Below are 14,958 nucleotides of genomic sequence, written 5' to 3'. Positions count from 1 at the left end.
GTGGTCGGGGGGTTTGGGGTGGCGTGTTTTTGTCGATCACGCCCTTCGATCGACAAAACCAGCCACGACCTACCGACTTCCCGGCGACCGAGCCGCCGCCTGCGAAGCAGCGGCCATCCAACGCAGTAGCCTGACTGGTATGGCGGCTCGTAGCACGGTGAAAAAGCCGGAGACTCAGCTCGGCCTCACCCGGCGGGCGCGGAAGATGGTTCGAATCCTCCAACAGGGTTACCCCGACGCGCACTGCGAGCTGGACTTCACCACGCCGCTGGAGCTGTTGGTCGCGGTCGTGCTGTCCGCGCAGACCACGGACGTCCGGGTCAACATGGTCACGCCCGCCCTGTTCCAGCGCTACCGCAAGGCCGCCGACTACGCCTCGGCCGACCGCACCGAGCTGGAGGAGCTGATCCGCTCCACCGGCTTCTACCGCAACAAGGCCACGTCCCTGATCGGCTTGGGCGCGGCGCTCGTCGAGCAGTTCGGCGGTGAGGTGCCCGGTCGGTTGCAGGACCTGGTGACGCTGCCCGGTGTCGGGCGCAAGACGGCGAACGTGGTGCTGGGCGACGCGTTCGGCGTGCCGGGCATCACCGTGGACACCCACTTCGGCCGGCTGGTCCGCCGCTGGGGCTGGACCGAGGAGGAGGACCCGGTCAAGGTCGAGCACGCGGTCGGCGCCCTGGTCGAGCGCAAGGACTGGACGCTCCTGTCGCACCGCACGATCTTCCACGGCCGCCGCGTCTGCCACGCCCGGACGCCGGCCTGCGGCGCGTGCCTGCTGGCACCGCAGTGCCCGTCCTACGGCATCGGCCAGGTGGACCCGGTGAAGGCGGAGAAGCTGGTCAAGGGCGAGGAAGCGCCGCACCTGATCGCACTGGCGGAGCGGGTGCGGGCGGGGGAGAAACTGGCGTGAGCCGGAGAGCGCGGTGGGCGGTCGTCGTCCTGGTGCTGGCCCTCGCCGGAGTGGTGGCGCTCTGGCCGCGCACACCGGACCCGGACCCGGTTCCGCCGCCGAACGGCTCGACCGGCCAGGAGTCGAACGCCCGGACCAAGTCGCCGGAAGACGTGCTGCTGATGCGCAACCAGGCGGCGCTGCGACCGTGCCCGCGCGGTGAGGGCGGACCGCCGAGGTTGCAGGGCGTGCAAGTCACGTGCCTGGGCGACGGCGAGCGGCTGGACGTCGCCACGGCGCTGTCCGGGCGGGTGCTGGTGAACTTCTGGGCGACCTGGTGCGTTCCCTGTCAAGAGGAACTGAAGGTGCTGGACGCGTACGCCCAGCAGCCGGGCGCGATCCCGGTGCTGGCGGTGCTGGTGGAGAGCAAGGAGGCGGACGGGCTGGAGCTGCTGGCGAAGCTGGGCGTGCACCTGCCGGCCGTGTTCGACGAGGCGGACGCGGTGCGCAAGGCCGTGCGGCCGCGGCCGGGACTGCCGTTGAGCTACCTGGTCGGCGCGGACGGCGCGCTGACCGAGATCACCGACCCGGTCGTGCTGACCAGCGTGGAGCAGGTGCGCGAGGTGGTCGGATGAGCGCGCTGGTGAGCCCGGAGGACGTCCCCGAGTGGATGAGCGGGCTGGTCAAGGCCACCGCCGAGATCGACGCCCGCGCGTTCACCAGGGTCTCGCCGCCGCCGGAGGGCACCGGGCGGCAGGCGGCCGTGCTGATGCTGTTCGGCGAGGGCGTGCAGGGCCCGGACGTGCTGCTCCTGCGGCGCTCGGACACCCTCGGGTCGCACCCGGGGCAGGTGGCGTTCCCCGGCGGTGCGGCCGACCCGACCGACGACGGGCCGGTCGACACGGCGCTGCGGGAGGCGTTCGAGGAGACCGGCGTGCTGCGGTCCGGCGTCCGCCCGGTGGCGACGCTGCCCAAGCTGTACGTGCCGGTGTCCGAGTTCGTCGTCACGCCGGTGCTCGCGCACTGGGACGAGCCGTCGCCGGTAGCCCCGGTCGACCCGGCCGAGACCGCCGCCGTGGCCCGGGTTCCGATCACGCACCTGGCGGACCCGGCGAACCGGTTCCGGGTCACGCACCCGTCCGGATTCACCGGCCCGGCGTTCTCCGCACCTGGCATGTTGGTGTGGGGCTTCACCGCGGGCCTGCTCGACGGGCTGCTCAGGTTGGGTGGTTGGGAGCGCCCGTGGGACACCACCGACGTGCGCGACCTTGAGCTAGCGTTGCGCGCTACGTGACGGAGGGTTGGGCGGCGTGAACTGGGTTGACCTGCTTGTCCTGGCGCTGGCCGCCTTCGCCGCGGTCTCCGGCGCCCGGCAGGGCATGGTCGTCGCGCTGCCCGCGTTCGTCGGGGTGCTGGTCGGCCTGGTGCTGGGCACGCAGCTCGCCCCGCTGGTGGTGGCCCAGTTCGAGAACGTCGTGACCAAGGTCGTGTTCGCGGTCGGGATCGTCGTCCTGCTGGTGGCGCTGGGCGAGACGCTGGGCGTGTACGTCGGGCGGATCATCAAGCCGCGGGTGAACTCCAGCCCGTTGCGCGGGGCGGACAACGCGCTCGGCGCGATCGTGCAGGGCGCGGTGGTGTTCGTGGTGGCGTGGATGATCGCGCTGCCGCTGACCATGGTGGCCGGGCTGCCGTCGCTGGCCAAGGCGCTGAACCAGTCGGTGATCCTGTCCACGGTCGACGACACCATGCCGCAGGCGGCGCGGACGTTGTCGCAGGACCTGCAGAACCTGTTCGACGTGTCCGGGTTCCCGGCCGCGACGGACCCGTTCGACCGGACGCCGATGAAGGAGGTCGGGCCACCCGACCCGACGCTGTCGGCGAACCCGGTGGTGCAGAAGCTGCGCCCCAGCGTGCTGAAGGTGCGCGGACGCGCGCCGTCGTGCTCACGGGCGCTGGAGGGAACCGGCTTCGTCGTCTCGCCGGAACGCGTGATGACCAACGCGCACGTCGTCGCCGGCACCTCCGAGGTGACCGTGGAGGTCGGGCGCGGGCAGTTCGACGCGACCGTCGTGCACTACGACGCGCAGACCGACGTGGCGATCCTGGCCGTGCCGGACCTCGAAGCGACGCCGTTGACGTTCCGGACCGACGAGATCAGGCAGGGCGAGGACGGGATCGTGCTCGGCTATCCGTTGGACGGTCCGTACACGGCGTCCGAGGCCCGGGTGCGGGAAAGGATCCCAATGTTGCGCGGGCCGGACATCTACGACGCGCAGACCGTGACGCGGGACGTGTACACGGTGCGGGCGAAGGTGCGGAGCGGCAACTCCGGCGGTCCGCTGGTCGACCCGCAGGGGCGGGTGATGGGTGTCGTGTTCGGTGCGGCCGTGGACGACCAGGAGACCGGCTTCGTGCTGACCGCGCAGGAAGTGGCGGACGAGGTGGCCAAGGCACCGACGCTGGTGCGGCGGGCTTCGACCCAAACCTGCGCGTCCTGATCACCGGATCTCCACATCGGACTGCTTGCCTGTGGCGGTGGACGCGATCAGGTACATGGACACGGTGGCGGAGCACGGGTCTGCCCGTGCGTACAAGGCGCGGTTGCTGGACGCGTTGAGCGTGCGGCGGTGGCACACCGTGCTGGACGTCGGGTGCGGACCCGGGACGGACCTGCTCGACCTGGCCGCGACGGGTGCGGAGTGGGTGATCGGGGTGGACGCCGACCCGCTGATGGTGGCCGAGGCCCGTCGTCGCACCGAGGACTACCCGGCGGTCGCGGTGCACCTCGGGGACGCGCGGGCGCTGCCCGTCGCGGACGGGATGATCGACCGGGCCAGGGTGGACCGGGTGCTGCACCACGTCGCCGAGCCGGCGGCGGTGTTCGCGGAGCTGCGGCGGGTCGTCCGGGCGGACGGGGTCGTTGTGGTCGCCCAGCCCGATTGGGACACGATCACGGTCGACCCCGGTGACGTGCGGGTCAACCGCGCGGTGCGGGAGTTCGTCTGCGACCACGTAGTGCGCAACGCGACCGTCGGGCGGCGGGTGGCGCGGCTGGCCGAGGAAGCCGGGTTCGACGCGGAGCTCCAGGTCACCGCGCCGGTGTTCCGGGACTTCACCGCCACGGACGAGATCCTCGGGTTCAGCCGCAACGTCGAGCGGGCGGTGCGGGCCGGTCGGCTGGACTGCGAGCGGGCCGGCCAGTGGCTGGCCGAACTGCGGACCGGGCGGTTCCTGGCCACGGTCATGCTGTTCACGGCTGTGCTGAGGCCAGGAACCCGGTGATGATCCGGCTGGTGCTGTTCGGCGCTTCCTGGTGCGGGAAGTGCCCCACCTCGGGCAGGCAGCGGTAGCGGGCGCCCGGACCCACCCAACGACCCGAGTCGGACGCGGTGGACTCCAGCATCACCGGGTCCAGGCCTCCGTGCAGTTGCAGCACCGGCACGCCGAGGCGCCGGTCGATGGCTTCGGCGAACCGGCGGCCGTCGGTGCGCAACTGCGAGCGCACCGCCCAGCGGTGGTACTCCAGGGCCGAGTGGGCGACGCCGGGCACCAGCATCGCCTGGCGGTTGCGGCGCACGATCTCGTCGAACTCGGGGGAGACCGTCCACTTGGGACCGCCCCACGAGGTGAGCAGGCGTTCGACGGCCGCGCCGCCGTCGTTGGTCAGCCAGCGCTCGGGGTAGACCGGGAGCTGGAAGCGGAACAGGTGGCCGCTGGCCCGTCCCTGGCCGCGCGGGTGGCGCCGGATCGCCCGGCGCAGCGCCAGCGGGTGCGGTGCGGACACCGTGGTGATCGAGTGGACGACGCGGGGGTGCATGGCGGCGACCGTCCACGCCAGCATGCCGCCCCAGGCGTGGCCGACGATGTGCGCCCGGGGCGCGCCGAGGGCCTTCACCAGGCCTGCGACGTCACCTGCCAGCGTGAACCCGTCGTAGCCGCGCGGGGGTTTGTCCGAGTCGCCGTAGCCGCGCAGGTCGACCGCGACCGCCCGGTACCCGGCGTCGGCGAGCGCGACCACCTGGTGCCGCCACGACCACCAGAACTCGGGGAAACCGTGCAGCAGCAGGACGAGCGGGCCTTCGCCGGACTCCGCCACGTGCAGGCGGATGCCGTTCGCGGACACGTCCCGGTGGACCCAGGGTCCGGCGACCCGGGCGGTGGACGGATCCGGCGGCAGCGGCACGGCGTGGCTCAGGACCCGTCGCCGCGGTGCCGGAGTGCCGCGACGGTGTCCCTGGCCGAGTCGATGGTCCGCTGCGGGGCGCGCAGCTTCTTCACCTTGCGGTAGCCGAGGAACGCGAAGCCGACGGCGGCGAGCAGCATCAACCCGAACACGATCAGGAACGCCGCCCAGCGCGGCAGCCACACGTCCAGCAGCTCGGCGCCGAAGAAGAAGAAGAAGAACGAGCTGAACAGCAGCACGGTCAGCGCCACGATGAAGTAGACGCTGCCCTTGAGGCCCTTCTTCACCTCGCCGGCGATCTCCGACTTGGCGAGTTCGACCTCTGCCCTGACCAGCGTGGACAGGTGTGCGGTCGCGTCGCGGACCAGGCCGCCGACGGACGTCTCCTCCGCGATCTTCGCCGCGCTCTCCGCGGTCAACGGGATCGACGGAACAGGTGGCAGCCCGCTGCCGTTGGTGTTCTCCCGAGCGGTGGTCACGGGCTCATCGTGCCATGAGACGGTCGCGTCGGTAGGTCGAGGCTCATCGCGCGGTGATCACGCTTTCGATCGATGTGCGACGGGCGGCTGATCAGTCGTCTTCCTCGGCGCGTTGGTGGACCCGGCTGCGCCGGACCAGCAGAACCGCCGCGAGCAGGGAGGCCGCCATCGACGCCAGCAGCACGGCCGCTTTCGCCTGCTCGGCGGCCGGTCCGTCCAACGCCAGGTCCGAGATCAGCAGGCTCACCGTGAACCCGACGCCGCCCAGCATCGCCACCGCCACGATGTCCCGCGGTCCCGCGCCGCTGGGCCACACGGCCGCCTTGAACAGCACGGCCAGCGCGGACGCGCCCACGATGCCGACCAGCTTGCCCACCACCAACCCGAGCATGACGCCCAGCGCCAACCGGTCCTCGAACAGCGACCCGAGCGCCTCCAGGCTCACCGGGACACCCGCCGCGAACAGCGCGAACACCGGCACCGCCAGCCCGGCCGACCAGGGCTGCAACCGGTGCTCCAGGCGCAGCGCGGGCGCCTCGTGCTCGTAGTGGTCCTTGCGCACGCGGGTCAGCAGGGCCAGCGCGACGCCCGCGATGGTTGCGTGGATGCCCGCCGAATGCACCGCGACCCAGGTGCCGAGCGCGATCGGCACGTAGAGCCAGGGCGTCGTGACCCGCTTGTGCTGCAGGAACGCGTACAGGGCGAGCAGGGCTACCGCCGCCAGAGCCGCGAGCACGTCGAACTGGGCGGTGAACAGCACCGCGATGAGGATGATCGCGCCGAGGTCGTCCACCACGGCCAGGCTCAGCAGGAAGACCCGCAGACTGCTCGGCAGCCCGGACGCCGTGATCGCCAGGACCCCGAGCGCGAACGCGATGTCGGTGGCCACCGGGATCGCCCAGGCCCGTTCGATGCCCGGCTCGCCCCACCCGACGCCCAGCGCGACCACCGCGGGCACGACCATGCCGCCGACCGCCGCCAGCACGGGCAGGATCGCGGCCTTGAAGTTGTTCAGCTCGCCGATCACCAGCTCGCGCTTGAGCTCCAGCCCGGCGACGAAGAAGAAGATCGCGAGCAGGCCGTCCTTGGCCCAGTCCCCGACGCTCAGGCTCAGGTGCAGCGACTCGGGTCCGACGTGGAAGTCCCGCAACGCGGTGTACGTCCCGCTCAACGGCGAGTTCGCCCAGATCAGCGCGACCGCGGTGGCCGCCAGCAGCACCATGCCGCCGACGGTCTCGGTGCGCAGGTAGCGGGCGAACTCCGCGACAGCTTCGCGCTTGCGACTCAAGGTGTGGCTCCCGGGTGGGTCGGCTACGGAACATCCTCGTGCCGACCAGACTTCCCGGCTCACCTTGGCGCAACTCTAACGCACGGACGGGTGCCGCCTCTCGTCGGCGGCACCCGTGCGGACGTGCTCAGTCCTCCGCAGCGCCCTTCTTCAGGCCGCTGGAGATGAGCTCCATCACGGAGGAGTCGGCGAGCGTCGTGACGTCACCCACCTGCCGGTTCTCCGCCACGTCGCGCAGCAGCCGGCGCATGATCTTGCCGGACCGGGTCTTCGGCAGCTCCGGCACGACCAGGATCTGGCGCGGCTTGGCGATCGGGCCGATCTCCTTGGCCACGTGGTCGCGCAGCGCCTTGATCGCCGCCGCGCCGTCCGAGCCCTCGGCCACCCCGCCGCGCAGGATGACGAACGCCACGATGCCCTGGCCGGTGGTCGGGTCGGTCGCGCCGACGACCGCCGCCTCCGCCACGGTCGGGTGCGAGACCAGCGCGGACTCGACCTCGGTGGTGGAGATCCGGTGGCCGGACACGTTCATCACGTCGTCCACCCGGCCGAGCAGCCAGATGTCGCCGTCGTTGTCGTACTTGGCCCCGTCGCCCGCGAAGTAGAAGCCCTGCTCGCCGAACCGCGACCAGTAGGTGTCGCGGTAGCGGGCCTCGTCGCCCCAGATGCCGCGCAGCATCGACGGCCACGGCTCGTCCAGCACCAGGTAGCCGCCACCGCCGTGCGGAACCTCGTTGCCCTGGTCGTCCACCACCTTCGCGCCGATGCCGGGCAGCGGGCGCTGCGCCGAGCCGGGCTTGGTGGACGTCGCGCCCGGCAGCGGCGAGATCATGATCGCGCCGGTCTCGGTCTGCCACCAGGTGTCCACGATGGGCGTCTTGCCGGCGCCCACGTTCTCCCGGTACCAGATCCACGCCTCGGGGTTGATCGGCTCGCCGACGCTGCCCAGCACGCGCAGCGACGACAGGTCGTACTTGGCCGGGATGTCCGCGCCCCACTTCATGAACGTGCGGATCAGCGTCGGCGCGGTGTAGTAGATCGACACGCCGTACTTCTGCACGATCTCCCAGTGCCGGCCCTCGTGCGGGGTGTTCGGCGTGCCTTCGTAGACGACCTGCGTGACGCGGTTGGACAGCGGGCCGTACACGATGTACGTGTGGCCGGTGACCCAGCCGATGTCGGCGGTGCACCAGTACACGTCGGTGTCCGGCTTGAGGTCGAACACGTTGTGGTGCGTGTACGACGCCTGGGTGAGGTAGCCGCCGGACGTGTGCAGGATGCCCTTGGGGTTACCCGTGGTCCCGGACGTGTACAGGATGAACAGCGGGTGCTCGGAGTCGAACGCCTCCGGCGTGTGCTGGTCGGACTGCTTGTCGACCAGGTCGTGCCACCAGACGTCGCGGCCCTCGGTCCACTCGACCTCGGAGTCGGTGCGCTTCACGACGAGCACGTGCTCGATGCTCGTGGCGTTGGCGACGGCCTCGTCCACGGCGGGCTTGAGCGGGGCCGGCTTGCCGCGCCGGTACTGGCCGTCGGTGGTGATCACCAGCTTGGCCCGGGAGTCCTCGATGCGGGTGCGCAGCGCCTCGGCGGAGAAGCCGCCGAACACCACGCTGTGCAGCGCGCCGAGGCGGGCGCAGGCGAGCATGGCGAAGATCGCCTCCGGCACCATCGGCATGTAGATGGCGACCCGGTCCTCGGCGCCGATGCCCAGCTCGACCAGCGCGTTCGCCGCCCTGGACACCTCGCGCTGGAGTTCGGCGTAGGTGATGGCGCGGCTGTCGCCGGGTTCGCCCTCCCAGTGGATCGCGACCTGGTCGCCGTGCCCGGACTCGACGTGCCGGTCCACGCAGTTGTAGGCGACGTTGAGCTTCCCGCCGACGAACCACTTGGCGAAGGGTGCGTTCGACCAGTCCAGGACCTGGGTCCACCTGGTGTCCCACGCCAGCCGCTCGGCCTGCTTCGCCCAGAACGCCTCGCGGTCGGCACTCGCCTCCTCGTACAGCGCCGAGGTCGCGTTGGCCTGTGCGGCGAACTCCTCGCCGGGAGGGAACGTCCGGTTCTCGGTGAGCAGGTTGTCCAGGGCCGGTCCCTGGGCTTGCGGCTGGTTCATGGTGGGTGGACCTCCTGAATCCGTGGGGTGCGCACTGACGGTAGTGCGATTCAGTTCACTGCGCACCCAAAAGGTTCAGACCAATTACGAGCGGGTGCGAAACACGCGGGTAACTGTGTAACCCGGCTCGGGGTCCGTTGACCATGCCGATCCCGCTGACTGGCACAACCACTGCGACCAGCGGCGCTATTCGTGACCAGAGTCACCAGCCAGGGCGGCTCTGGCAGTCGGCCACTCGGTGGCGGTCATCGAGTAGACGACCGTGTCCCGGAGCGTGCCGTCGGGTCGGATCCGGTGTGCGCGCAGCACGCCTTCACGGGTCGCGCCGAGCCGTTCGATCGCACGCTGTGACCGCTCGTTGCGGCAGTCGGTGTGCCAGCCGACGCGGTGCGCTCCCAACTCCTCGAAGGCGCGGGTGAGCAGGAGGAGTTTGGCGTTGCGGTTCAACGCCGTGCGCTGCCAGCGCGCGCCGATCCACGTGTAGCCGATGTAGAGGCCGCGGTTCTCAGGGTCGATCTCGTAGTACGAGGTCGTGCCCGCGACCTCGCCCGTGTGCGCGTCGATCTGCGCCCACGCTCGTCGGTCCGGGTCGGCGAGGATGTTCTCGACCATGGTCCGGGCTTCGGAGACGCTCCGCGGTTGGCGGACGCTCAGCCACGTCCAGATGCCCGGGTCCTTGCCCGCCTCCAGGAGGCCCTCGGCGTGGTCGAGGCTCAGCGGTTCGAGGCGGACGTGCTCGCCGACGAGGGTGGGGCGGTCGTACCAGGTCATGCGTGCGACGCTATTACCGTCGAGTGGCTATCGGTAATGGCCAATTCCGAGTTCTTCCAGATAGCCAATTACCGACGGGTAGTGTTCTCCGGCGTGACCGATCCGCTTGCCCCGCTGCTGGACCTGCCCGGTGTGGCCGACGCCGTCCGGTCCGCCCGTGACGCCGTGTTCCAGGTGCACCGGCACCGGGTGAACCTGCGTGGCTGGGCCACCACCGCCGCCGAGGCCTCGGTGCGGGCCGCGCGGGCGTCGGCCGCGCTCGACGGCGGGCCGACCGAGATCCCCGAGGACGGGACGGTGTCCGACCCGGTGCTGGCCGGGGCGCTGCGGGTGGCCGAGGCGCTGGGCGTGGTGTTCCCGACCTGGCAGCGGGCGCCGTTGCAGGCGCTGGCCCGGCTGCACGTGCTGGCCGGCGCGGACCTGGGCGCGGAGCTCGGCCGGCCGCGGGTGTCACCGGGCATCTCCGAACGGCTCGACCTGCTGGCCGGGCTGGTCACCGGCGGGACGTCCGTGCCCGGACCGCTGCTGGTGGCCGTGGTGCACGGCGAGCTGATGTCGCTGGCCCCGTTCCCCACCGCCAACGGCGTGGTGGCCCGGGCCGCGTCCCGGCTGGCGTCCATCGCGACCGGGCTGGACCCCAAGTCGCTGGGCGTGCCCGAGGTGTCGTGCCTGCGGCGGCAGAACGACTACGCCGCCGCGCTGCACGGCTTCTCCACCGGGGAACCCGAGGGCGTGACCCGGTGGATCCTGTTCTGGTGCGAGGCGTTGGAGGCGGGCGCCCGCGAGGCGCGCGGCATCGCGGACGCCGCCTCCGCCTAGAGCAGTTCCCCCAACGCCGTGGCGGCGCGTTCCGCGTCCTCGAACGTGTTGTAGAGCGGCGCGAAGCCGAACCTGAGCACGTCCGGCGGGCGGTGGTCGCCGATGACCTGCCGTTCGACCAACCGCCGCATCAGCGTGGCCGCGTCCGGGTGGCGCAGCGACACCTGGTGGCCGCGCCACTCGCCGTCCGGCGTGATCACCTCGATGCCGGGCAGGTCTTCCACCAGGTCGCGGAAGTGCGCGGTGAGGGCCAGGCCCTTGGCGCGGACGTCCTCCAGGTCCACCCGGTCCCACACGTCCAGCGCCGCGTCCAGGGCCAGCATGGAGATGATGTCCGGCGTGCCGACGCGGGCCCGTGAGACGCCGGGGTCGGGCGTGTAGTCGGGGCTCATCGCGAACGGGGACCGGTGGCCCGTCCAGCCGGTCAGCGGCTGGTGGAACCCGGGTTGGGCCTCGGTCGGGACGTAGAGGAACGCGGGGGAGCCGGGGCCGCCGTTGAGGAACTTGTAGGTGCAGCCCACGGCGAGGTTCACGTTCAGCGCGTCCAGCTCGATCGGCAGGACGCCGACGCTGTGGCAGAGGTCCCAGACGACCTTCGCGCCCACCGCGTGCACCTGCTCGGTCAGCTTCGCCATGTCCAGCAGCCGGCCGGTCCGGTAGTCGACGTGGTTGAGCAGCACGACGGCCGTCGTGTCGCTCAGGGCCAGGTCGTCCGGGTCGGCCGGGCGCAGCGTGAGTCCGGACAACTCGGCCACCGACCGGGCGATGTAGCCGTCGGTGGGGAACGTGCCGGCGTCCACCACGATCTCCGCGCGGTCGGTGCCGTGGACCGCCGCCATCAGGGCCTTGAACAGGTTCACGCTGGTCGAGTCGGCCACCACGACCTGGCCCGGCGCCGCGCCGACCAGCTTCCCGATCCGGTCGCCGACCCGTTGCGGCGCCTCCCACCAGCCTTCCGACCAGCTGCGGATCAGCCGCCTGCCCCACTGCCGTGAGACGACCTCCTGGACGCGTGCGGCCACGTTCTTCGGCGGTGCGCCCAACGAGTTGCCGTCCAGGTAGACGACGTCGTCGTCCAGGTCGAACAGATCGCGGATGTGCGCCAACGGGTCCGTGCGCGCCCCTGTGCCCACCTCTGTGCTCACCTCTGGGCTCACGCCTGTGCCCGAGTCCGTGCCGATGGTTGTGCTGACGTTCGGGTTCACACGTAGCTCCTCGCGGTCCACAGCTCCGGGAAGACCGAGCGCCGGGTGCGCTTCTCCAGCCACGCGACCCCCGCCGAACCGCCGGTGCCGACCTTCGCGCCCATCGAACGGCGGGTCGCGAGCAGGTGGTCGTAGCGCCAGCGGGCGAACTCCTCGGCGATGTCGGTCAGCGCCTCACCCAGTTCCAGCAGGTCACGGGAGCCTTCCCGGTAGATGTCCGCCCACACCCGCTCGACCTGCTCGCTGGGCTCGTACGGTTCGGCGACGTCGCGCTCCAGCACCTCGGCCGGGATCGGCAGGCCGTGGCGGTGCAGAGCGGCGAGCACGTCGTCGTAGAGGCTCGGCTCCCGCAGGAGGGCTTCCAGGGCGTCGTGCTGGCTGGGCACGGCGCGGTGCGGGACCAGCATCGAGCGGGACTTCTCGCCGAGCAGGAACTCCACCTCGCGGTACCGGCCGGACTGGAAGCCGGAGCCCTCGCCCAGGGCGTCGCGGAACGAGTTGAACTCGGCCGGCGTCATCCGGGCGATCGGCCGCCACGCCGCGTTCAACGCCTGCATGTGCAGGTCGCTGCGCTTGAGCGTGCGGACGGCGGCGCGCAGGTCGTCCACGCGGAGCTCCCGCTGGGCCTGCCGCCACTCGAAGCAGAGCAAGCCGAAGTACAGCTCCATGATCTGGGTGATCACCAGGAACGACATCTCGCGCGGGTCCTGGGACCACTGCTGCTGCAACGAATGCAGCACGGAAGCGTGCACGTAGTCCTCGTAGGGCGTCGTGCCGCCGAAGTCCAACTTGGGTGCGACCGGACATTCCATGACTTCATCATGGCTGTGGGTTCCGGTGATCTGAATGGGCGTCGCGCGGTGTTCGGCGTGGAACTTCTTGTGGTTGCAAATCGTTGCGGCGGATAGCTTTGTGTTCGTGAGCGTAGAGCTGGACGGCGTGGACTGGGCCCTGCTGGAGGCGTTGCAGGAGGACGCGCGGCTGTCCTACAACGAGCTGGCGCGGCGCGTTCACGTGTCGCCGCCGACCGTGGCGCAGCGGGTGCGGCGGCTGGAGAACGCCGGGGTGATCACCGGGTACCGGGCGACCGTGGACCCGACGGCCGTGGGGCGGTCCGTGGTCGCCCTCGTGCGGATGAAGTGCTACGGGCCCCGGTGCATCACCGTGCACCCGGAGCTGCTCGACGACTGCCCGGAGGTGGTCGAGGTGGTGCGGCTGACCGGGGACATCTGTTCCGTGGTCAAGGTCGTGACCAGCTCCATCACCGAGCTGGAGCGGCTGCTGGTGCGGCTCGGCGGGTACGGGGAGACGTCGTCGGCGATGGTGCTGTCGACGCCTATCCCGTGGCGCCCGGTGCTAGCAGGGTGAGCGCGTGCCGGACGTGGCCCCCGGTCGCGTCCAGCGCCTCGGCGGCGCGCTGGGCCGGCACACCGGCCAGCAGGTGCACCAGTGCGACTTTCAGCTCACCACCCGCGTCGGCGAGCGCGGTCGTGCACTCGTCCTCGGCCAGGCCGGTCGCCTCGCGCAGGATGCGGACCGTGCGGCCGCGCAGCTTGGCGTTGGTGGCGCGCATGGACACCATCAGGTTCGAGTAGGTGCGGCCCAGGCGGACCATCACGGCCGTCGAGAACGACGTGAGCACCAGCTTCTGGGACGTGCCCGCCTTCATCCGGGTCGAGCCGGCGATCGCCTCCGGGCCGGTGTCGACCGCGATCAGCACGTCCACGTCCACCGGGGGAGCGGTCGGGTTGTTCGACACCAGGACGGTGCGCGCGCCCATCGAGCGGGCCTCCTCCAGCGCGGCGACCACGAACGGCGTGCGGCCCGAGGCGGTCAGGCCGAGCACGACGTCGCCCGCCACCGCGTGCCGGCGGATCTGCGCGGCACCGCCGGAGGCCTCGTCCTCGACGTCTTCGACCGCCTTGACCAGGGCTTCCGACCCGCCCGCGTGATGGGCCACGAACCAGTCCGGCGGGGCGTTGAACGTCGGCACCAGTTCGGCGGCGTCCAGCGTGGCCAGCCGGCCGGACGTGCCCGCGCCCACGTAGTGCACCCGGTGCCCCGCGTGCAGCGCGCCCACCGCCAGGTCGACGGCCCGCGTCAGCTCCGGCAGCACGGCCGCGACGGCGTCCGGCACCTGCTGGTCCTCGGTGTTGATCAGCCGCAGCACGTCCAACGTGGACAGCCGGTCGATGTCCTCGGTGCGGGGGTTGCGGGACTCCGTGGGCGACTCCACCCGGACCGCGACATCGTGCCGGGGCGGCGTCATTTACCGGTCTCCCGCCGGCGCCTGCCGTCCGGCCGGGCGCCGAGGCGGTGGCCGGACACCGCGTCGTAGGTCGCTTCGAGCGCGGTCTTGGCGCTCTCCACGTGCCGCTGGGCGACCCCGATGAACAGGCAGTCGATGACGGTGAGCTGCGCGATCCGGCTGGCCATCGCGCCCGAGCGGAACGTGGTCTCGCGGGCGGCGGTGGTCAGCACGTGGTCGGCGACCTCGCTGATCGGCGAGCGCGGGAAGTTCGTCAGCGCCACCGTGGTCGCGCCGTGGTCCTTGGCCACCCGCAGGGCCTCCACCGTCTCGGAGGTGGACCCGGTGTGCGAGATGCCCACGGCCACGTCGGCGTCGGTGAGCACGGCGGCCGAGGTGAGCGCGATGTGGGTGTCGTTCCAGGCGAAGCAGGTTCGCCCGATGCGGTGAAGTTTCTGCTGGAGGTCGAACGCCACGAACGCGCTCGCACCGAAGCCGTAGACGTCCACCCGTCCCGCGCCCGCGACCGCCTCGACGACCTGTTGGAGCGTCTCGACGTTGAGCTGCTCGGCGGTCTCCTCCACCGCGCGGGCGTCCGCGAACGCGACCTTGCCGACCACCTGGCGCAGGTCGTCGGCCGGGCCGATGTCGCCGCCGAGGTCCCGGTCGGTGCGGGCGGCCGTGCGGGCGGTGTCGGCGGCCAGCGCGATGCGCAGCTCCGGGTACCCGCCGACGCCGATGGCCTTGCAGAACCGGGTCACCGTCGTCTCGCTGGTGCCGGCGGCCTCGGCGACCTCCGTGATGCTGCGGTGCGCGACGGTCGCCGGGTTGTCCAGCACGACCTTGGCGACCCGCTGCTCCGCTCGCGCGAGGCCGGGCAGCAGCGAGCGGATCTTGACGAGCGGACTCGCGTCGGGGTTCTCGGTGGACACGTGGGAAACTTACTAACCGTCCAACCGGAAA

General features: G+C 71.4%; 16 protein-coding genes. 7 read left to right on the top strand and 9 right to left on the bottom strand.

Features of this window, described 5'->3' with window-relative positions; genetic code table 11:
• Nucleotides 1-139 precede the first annotated feature (139 nt).
• Genes nth through FHS29_RS16415 form a run of 5 tightly spaced genes read left to right on the top strand, consistent with a single transcriptional unit; the run spans nucleotide 140 to nucleotide 4,171 of the window.
• On the top strand, nucleotides 140-910 hold the full coding sequence (gene nth, locus FHS29_RS16435; RefSeq protein WP_184691502.1) for an endonuclease III: 771 nt from the start codon (nucleotides 140-142) through the stop codon (nucleotides 908-910).
• Nucleotides 907-1,524, top strand: a complete 618-nt coding sequence (locus FHS29_RS16430; protein WP_184691501.1) for a TlpA family protein disulfide reductase — start codon at nucleotides 907-909, stop codon at nucleotides 1,522-1,524. The genes nth and FHS29_RS16430 overlap by 4 nt, the downstream gene beginning before the upstream one ends.
• Nucleotides 1,521-2,183, top strand: coding sequence for an NUDIX hydrolase (locus tag FHS29_RS16425; protein ID WP_184691500.1), 663 nt, complete (start codon nucleotides 1,521-1,523; stop codon nucleotides 2,181-2,183). The genes FHS29_RS16430 and FHS29_RS16425 overlap by 4 nt, the downstream gene beginning before the upstream one ends.
• Nucleotides 2,184-2,199: 16 nt before the next feature.
• The gene (locus tag FHS29_RS16420; RefSeq protein ID WP_184691499.1) at nucleotides 2,200-3,387 is read left to right on the top strand and encodes a MarP family serine protease; all 1,188 of its coding nucleotides are present in this window, start codon (nucleotides 2,200-2,202) and stop codon (nucleotides 3,385-3,387) included.
• 37 nt (nucleotides 3,388-3,424) lie between these two features.
• A complete protein-coding gene (locus FHS29_RS16415; protein WP_312864942.1) occupies nucleotides 3,425-4,171 on the top strand; it encodes a methyltransferase domain-containing protein in 747 nt (248 codons plus the stop codon).
• Here the strand turns inward: FHS29_RS16415 and FHS29_RS16410 are convergent.
• The 5 genes from FHS29_RS16410 to FHS29_RS16390 form a co-directional block, all read right to left on the bottom strand.
• Entirely contained in the window at nucleotides 4,140-5,072 is a 933-nt protein-coding gene (locus FHS29_RS16410) for an alpha/beta fold hydrolase (RefSeq protein ID WP_184691498.1), read from the bottom strand. The two genes, FHS29_RS16415 and FHS29_RS16410, sit on opposite strands and share 32 nt — an antisense overlap.
• Nucleotides 5,073-5,080: 8 nt before the next feature.
• Nucleotides 5,081-5,551: a phage holin family protein gene (locus tag FHS29_RS16405; RefSeq protein ID WP_184691497.1), complete on the bottom strand. Its 471-nt coding sequence runs from the start codon at nucleotides 5,549-5,551 to the stop codon at nucleotides 5,081-5,083.
• A 91-nt stretch (nucleotides 5,552-5,642) separates the two neighbouring features.
• Nucleotides 5,643-6,839, bottom strand: a complete 1,197-nt coding sequence (gene nhaA / locus FHS29_RS16400) for a Na+/H+ antiporter NhaA (protein WP_184691496.1) — start codon at nucleotides 6,837-6,839, stop codon at nucleotides 5,643-5,645.
• Nucleotides 6,840-6,966: 127 nt separating this feature from the next.
• Nucleotides 6,967-8,952: an acetate--CoA ligase gene (gene acs, locus FHS29_RS16395; RefSeq protein ID WP_184691495.1), complete on the bottom strand. Its 1,986-nt coding sequence runs from the start codon at nucleotides 8,950-8,952 to the stop codon at nucleotides 6,967-6,969.
• Between the two features lie 186 nt (nucleotides 8,953-9,138).
• A complete protein-coding gene (locus FHS29_RS16390; protein ID WP_184691494.1) occupies nucleotides 9,139-9,723 on the bottom strand; it encodes a GNAT family N-acetyltransferase in 585 nt (194 codons plus the stop codon).
• Between the two features lie 93 nt (nucleotides 9,724-9,816).
• On the opposite strand from FHS29_RS16390, the gene FHS29_RS16385 reads away from it, so the two are divergent.
• Nucleotides 9,817-10,542: a Fic family protein gene (locus FHS29_RS16385; protein ID WP_184691493.1), complete on the top strand. Its 726-nt coding sequence runs from the start codon at nucleotides 9,817-9,819 to the stop codon at nucleotides 10,540-10,542.
• Here the strand turns inward: FHS29_RS16385 and kynU are convergent.
• Entirely contained in the window at nucleotides 10,539-11,675 is a 1,137-nt protein-coding gene (kynU, locus tag FHS29_RS16380) for a kynureninase (protein WP_312864941.1), read from the bottom strand. The genes FHS29_RS16385 and kynU overlap by 4 nt on opposite strands.
• A 68-nt stretch (nucleotides 11,676-11,743) precedes the next feature.
• A complete protein-coding gene (locus FHS29_RS16375) occupies nucleotides 11,744-12,559 on the bottom strand; it encodes a tryptophan 2,3-dioxygenase (protein ID WP_184691491.1) in 816 nt (271 codons plus the stop codon).
• A 106-nt stretch (nucleotides 12,560-12,665) separates the two neighbouring features.
• Here FHS29_RS16375 and FHS29_RS16370 point away from each other — a divergent pair, with 106 nt between their 5' ends.
• Complete coding sequence (locus FHS29_RS16370) at nucleotides 12,666-13,115, top strand: Lrp/AsnC family transcriptional regulator (RefSeq protein WP_312864940.1); 450 nt, start codon at nucleotides 12,666-12,668, stop codon at nucleotides 13,113-13,115.
• Here the strand turns inward: FHS29_RS16370 and murQ are convergent.
• Both murQ and FHS29_RS16360 read right to left on the bottom strand, forming a co-directional pair.
• Complete coding sequence (gene murQ, locus FHS29_RS16365; protein ID WP_184691490.1) at nucleotides 13,084-14,016, bottom strand: N-acetylmuramic acid 6-phosphate etherase; 933 nt, start codon at nucleotides 14,014-14,016, stop codon at nucleotides 13,084-13,086. The two genes, FHS29_RS16370 and murQ, sit on opposite strands and share 32 nt — an antisense overlap.
• Nucleotides 14,013-14,927: a MurR/RpiR family transcriptional regulator gene (locus FHS29_RS16360; protein ID WP_184691489.1), complete on the bottom strand. Its 915-nt coding sequence runs from the start codon at nucleotides 14,925-14,927 to the stop codon at nucleotides 14,013-14,015. Before FHS29_RS16360 ends, murQ begins: the two co-directional genes overlap by 4 nt.
• Between the last annotated feature and the right edge of the window lie 31 nt (nucleotides 14,928-14,958).

It is taken from the genome of Saccharothrix tamanrassetensis, from assembly GCF_014203665.1.
Taxonomy (GTDB): Bacteria; Actinomycetota; Actinomycetes; order Mycobacteriales; family Pseudonocardiaceae; genus Actinosynnema; species Actinosynnema tamanrassetense.
Note: the sequence above shows the minus strand (reverse complement) of the source record. Positions and strands in the feature narration are given on the sequence as shown.

Coding starts and splice junctions, on each gene's coding strand:
- murQ (WP_184691490.1), bottom strand. CDS start 14,016: ATGACGCCGCCCCGGCACGATGTCGCGGTCCGGGTGGAGTCGCCCACG.
- FHS29_RS16375 (WP_184691491.1), bottom strand. CDS start 12,559: ATGGAATGTCCGGTCGCACCCAAGTTGGACTTCGGCGGCACGACGCCC.
- nth (WP_184691502.1), top strand. CDS start 140: ATGGCGGCTCGTAGCACGGTGAAAAAGCCGGAGACTCAGCTCGGCCTC.
- acs (WP_184691495.1), bottom strand. CDS start 8,952: ATGAACCAGCCGCAAGCCCAGGGACCGGCCCTGGACAACCTGCTCACC.
- FHS29_RS16390 (WP_184691494.1), bottom strand. CDS start 9,723: ATGACCTGGTACGACCGCCCCACCCTCGTCGGCGAGCACGTCCGCCTC.
- FHS29_RS16425 (WP_184691500.1), top strand. CDS start 1,521: ATGAGCGCGCTGGTGAGCCCGGAGGACGTCCCCGAGTGGATGAGCGGG.